The organism is Microbacterium sp. B24, assembly GCF_000333415.1.
GTDB lineage: Bacteria > Actinomycetota > Actinomycetes > Actinomycetales > Microbacteriaceae > Microbacterium.
Window position 1 is genome coordinate 1 of record NZ_BADB01000372.1, and the last position, 1,267, is coordinate 1,267.

Annotated in this window: 1 protein-coding gene; it reads left to right on the forward strand. The window is 70.6% G+C overall.

Annotation, left to right across the window (positions count from 1 at the left end; all coding sequences use genetic code 11):
• Positions 1-1,267, forward strand: a 1,267-nt coding sequence (locus I5I_RS09790) for a CarD family transcriptional regulator (RefSeq protein ID WP_036318936.1), incomplete at both ends; no start/stop codon positions are given.

The following is a 1,267-nucleotide window of genomic DNA, read 5'->3' on the forward strand; positions in this document are numbered from 1 at the left end:
CGATCCGGAGCGCGCCGTCGGCCGCGCCATGACGCTCGGGGAGACCAACCGAGAGTTCCTGGAGGCCGCGTGGAGCGCCGCCGTCGCCGGCGCCGACACCCCCGTCGACCTGGGCTCCGGCGACTTCCTGACCCTGCCGGAGTTGCAGGCCGCGACATCGGCCCGCTCCGGCGTGTGGTGGACGCTCAGCGGCTTTGATTCGGGTGAGGCGGATGCCGCGGCCGACCTCGCCGGTCTCGCCTCGGCACCCCGCAGCGATGTCGTCCGTGTTCCCGGCTCGGCGGTGCCGTCCTTCCAGGGCAACGTCGACGGTGCGACGGCACACGTCGCGCAGCTGCTCGCCGAGCGGTGGCGTGTCGTCATCGCGGCCTCGGGGGTGGGACTCGTCGATCGCGCTCGAGACGTGCTCGCCGAACGCGGCATCGCCGCCCGCAGCGTCGACGGCCTCCAGGACGCCCCGGAACCGGGCGTCGCCGTCGCGGTCGTCGGAGCCTTGGAGAGCGGCTTCGAGCAGCCCGAGGCCCGGCTGGCCGTGCTCACCGAGGCTGAGTTCTACGGTCGGACGATCGGCGCCGACAGCCGCGTCGTCAAGAAGCTCGCCTCACGGCGTCGCAACGTCGTGGACCCGTTGCAGCTGAAGGCGGGCGACATCGTCGTGCACTCCACGCACGGCATCGGCCGCTTCGTCGAGCTCGTCCAGCGCGAGGTGTCCAGCGGCGGTCGCCATGCCGTCAAGACCACGCGCGAGTATCTCGTGCTCGAGTACGCGCCCACCAAACGCGGCCATCCGGGCGACAAGCTGTTCGTGCCCACCGACCAGCTCGACCTGTTGAGCAAGTACGTCGGGGGTGAGGCGCCGACGCTCTCCAAGATGGGCGGCAGCGACTGGGCGGCGGCCAAGGGCAAGGCACGCAAGGCCGTGCGCGACATCGCCGTCGAGCTGGTCAAGCTCTACTCGGCGCGGATGGCCGCGAAGGGCTACGCCTTCGGTCCCGACACCCCGTGGCAGCGCGAGCTGGAGGAGGCGTTCCCCTTCGCCGAGACTCCCGACCAGCTGCAGACCATCGAGGAGATCAAGGCCGACATGGAGCGGCCGATCCCGATGGACCGTCTTCTCTCGGGCGATGTCGGCTTCGGTAAGACCGAGGTCGCCGTGCGGGCCGCGTTTCAGGCGATCCAGGACGGCAAGCAGGTCGCGATGCTGGTCCCCACGACACTGCTGGTCAAACAGCACCTCGACACGTTCACCGAGCGGGTCGCGGGCTTT